The following is a 3,522-nucleotide window of genomic DNA, read 5'->3' on the forward strand; positions in this document are numbered from 1 at the left end:
GGGTCGTACAGCGCGTACGCGGTGCCGCCTGCGCGCAGGTCGCTGCCCGGCTCCAGCTGCCCGGTCAGCCGCAGCGTCCTGGCGAAGGTGCGCTTGCCGGGTCCGATGGTCCAGTCCTCGACCACCTCAGCCGTCCCGTCGACGAGGAGCGTGCCGCGGGGGTCCATCCACTCGGCGGGGTCGGACTGCAACCGGTCGAAGTGCGCCCACCAGAACGGCTTCGCCTCGCGCGAGTGGTAGCCGACCGCCGCGGCGAGCATCCGGACCGCCTGCTGGTCACGGGGGTCGTCCAGCACCTCGGCCTTCGCCAGGACGTCCGCCACCAGCGGGTCCTCGTCGGCGGGCTCCCGAGGCTCACCCRCCGCGGCTCCCGTCGGAACCGGGCCGTGCGCCAGCAGCCAGTCGCGCAGCCGCAGCGTGGAGACGCAGTCGTACCGGTTGTACTCGGCGATCTCGGCGAGCTTCGCCTGCCAGGCGGTCTCGTTCCCCGCGTCGCGCAGGTCGCACGCCTCGGCGTACTCGGCGATCGAGTCGGCCGCGGTCGTCACCTCGCTCTCTCGCGTCTCGTCACCCATGTAGAGGGGTTCGAGCTTCTTCAGCGAGTACGAGCTGCTGCCCACCCGCAGACCCCGCCGCACGGTCGCGTACAGGTCGACCAGCACGCCGTCGCGCAGCAGCTGGTCCACGGTGTCCTCGCCGACGCCGTAGCGGCCGGCCAGCCGGAGCAGGGCGGTCCGCTCGTAGGGGGCGTAGTGGTAGACGTGCATGCCGGGGTGCGCGGCACGGCGCTCGGCGACATAGGCGAGGAACTCGACGAACGCCTGCTTCTCCTGAGCGCGGTCGTGCGCCCAGAACGGCCGGAACGTCCCGTCGGCCTCRACCACCCCGAACAGGTACTCCAGCCCCCAGTCGGCGGGCGCGTCGGCCGGGACCGTGTCGTCCGTCCACAGCGGGTCACCCTCGAAGTCGAAGAAGATGTCGCCGGGGTCCGGCGCGGGCAGGTCCTGCACCGCCCCGGGGTCGATGACCTCGAACACCAGCGGCTCGGTCGACGTCTCCTGCCGCACCTGCAGGGCCGCCTGCCGGCGCAGGTTGGCCAGCGTCGCGCCGCCGATCCCCGGGACCGGGCCGGCGCTCGCGGCCAGCTGGTCGACGGTGCCGATCCCGACCGCCGCCAGCCGCGCGCGCTGCGTCGACCGCAGCCCCGCGACCAGGAGGACGTCCCGGTGCGCGGCGATCTGCGCGGCGCAGACGTCGCACCGGCCGCATGCCCGGTAGCGGGTGTCGCCCCAGGCCACGGGCGTCTGCGCGGCGCGGTGCTCGTCGAGCACGTCCTCGAGCAGCGTCCGGCGCTCGCGGTACAGCGGCAGCAGGTCCGCCAGGCGGTAGCTCGACCGCGTCCGGTCGCCCAGGATCAGGTGCACCTCGGCCGTGACCGGGATGCCCGCACCGATCAGCTGGTCCGCGTAGGCCGCCAGCTGGAGCAGGGCGGTGACCTTCACGCTCCGGGCCAGCTTGGTGTCGAGCACGGCCCAGCCGCCCTCCTCGCGCACCACGAAGTCGGCCCACCCCGTGAACCGGCCGTCGAAGAACCCCGCCTGGTAGATGACGTCGGCATCCGAGCCCAGAGCGGCGAGCGTGACGGCGTGCACGCGTTCCAGTGCGGCTCGGTCGCCGGCCTCGTCGTACCGCGGGCGGGCGATCGTGACGACCGCGTGTGACGCCCGGTACTCCTGGAGCACCCGGTTCTCGTGCGCCGTGCCCAGTGCGGACACCCGCGCGAGCATGGCGTCCGCGGCGATCGGCGCCGGCTCCGCCAGGCCGAGGCGGCTGTCGAGGTTCCTCAGCACGGCGAACTCGCAGGCGGCGGCGTTGGCCAGGTCGCTCGGGCTGAGGACCAGGCCACCGTCGTCGAGAAGGAACATGCGCCGAGGGTAGAGGGCGCCTCGGACAGGGTTGCGGGCTAGGCGCCTGCGGACCAGTCGGCGATCGTGGCGGCGTCCGCGTCGAACGCGCGGACCTCCGTGGCGACCTCGGCGAGCTCCGCGAGGAAGCCGTCGTCCGCGTCCACGGTCCCGCGGGCGTGCACGACGACCACCACGGGAAGCCGGTCCGCCTCCGCCGGGTGCAGGACAGGGCTCACGCGCTGCACCAGCTGCCGTCGGGTCCGGCTGCCGGCGAGGATCACCACCGCGCCGATCGCCGGCAGGTCGAGGCCCTCGTCGAGCACCTTCGGGACGGACAGGACCGTGACGCCGCCGCTGCGCAGGTCGCGCAGGGTGTTCCGCCGGACCTCGGGTTCCTGACCGTTGTGGAACCACGAGGCGGCGACGCCGACCGACCGCAGTCGCGAGGCGGCGGTGTCGGCATCGTCCTTCGTGTGCGTGTAGACCAGGCCGCGGGCCGACCGGGCGAGCAGCGGAGCGAGCTGCGCCACGGCGTCGAGCTTGGCCGTCGATGTCGCAAGCAGGTCACGCCGGCTGCTCACCGCGCGCAGCCACGCGCTGGCGTCGGCTGCGGCCCGCGCGTTCTCGCGCCAGCCGCCCTGCAGCCGAATCACGTCGTCGTGGAACGTGCCCGGCGCGCAGCCGTGCGCGGTCAGGCGTTCCTGCAGGTCCGTGAGCTGCGCGGACAGGGTGTCGTACTCCGACTGGTCGGCGGGGTCGAGGTCCACCGGCACGAGCGCGAGCCGGAACCGGCCCAGCACACCCTCCGCGCGACCGCGACGCAGGTCGCAGCCGTCGAGCACCGTGCCGAAGTACGGCTGCAGGATCTCGTCGACGCCGGCGTCCTGGCGTTCGACCGACGTCGTCAGGCCGAGGCGCGCGCGGAACCCGTCGCGCAGCGTCTCCGCCGGACGCGCGGAGCCGTACTTGTGCACCTCGTCCGCGACCAGCAGGCCCRCCCGGTCCTCCAGGAGGTCGTGCCCGAAGGCGCTGCTGACCAGCGACACCAGCACGTCGCAGTCGTCGAACGTGTGGGCGGTCGTGAGGTCGCGACGGCCGAGCGACAGGCCGGGCAGCTGGAGCGTCAGGGTGGTCAGCCACTGCTCGAGGAGGTCCGTCGTCGGGACCAGGACGAGCACCTTCTCGCCGCGCGTGAGCGCGTCCCAGGCCGCCAGCGCACCGACCACACCTCGGCCCTGCACGCTCACCGCCTCGACGATCCCGCGGCGGCCCGCAGCCAGCCACGCGTCGAGCACGTCCTTCTGCCACGGGCGCAGCTGGGGTCCGACGTACCGGACCTCGCCGCCGGGCGGGAGGGGGCTGCGGTCGGCGGTGCGGGTGGGGGCGCCGGCCGACGGTCGGGGGAGTGGCTCGGTCTCGGTGACGGGTGCGACCGGTGCGACCGGCTCTGTGGGTTCGATGTGCGGGGCGGGCTCCGCGGGCGCGGCGATCCGGGCGACCGGGTGCGTCGTCGGGGGTGCCGGGAGCGTCGTCGTCGCGCTGGAGGACTCGACCGTGGTCGGCCGGGCGGGCAGCGCCGACGGCCTCGCGATCGGCYGGGCGGGCAGTGCCGGCG

2 protein-coding genes are annotated in these 3,522 nt (G+C 74.3%); both read right to left on the reverse strand.

Going from position 1 to position 3,522, the window contains the following annotated elements:
- Positions 1–1,925 (reverse strand): TM0106 family RecB-like putative nuclease (locus tag AC1DUQ_RS19380; protein WP_477074388.1); only part of this gene is annotated, 1,925 nt, incomplete at its 3' end.
- A gap of 38 nt (positions 1,926–1,963) precedes the next feature.
- On the reverse strand, positions 1,964–3,522 hold a 1,559-nt coding region (locus AC1DUQ_RS19385; RefSeq protein ID WP_477074389.1), incomplete at its 5' end, for a DEAD/DEAH box helicase.

It is taken from the genome of Cellulomonas sp. P4_B5_2 (assembly GCF_056402235.1).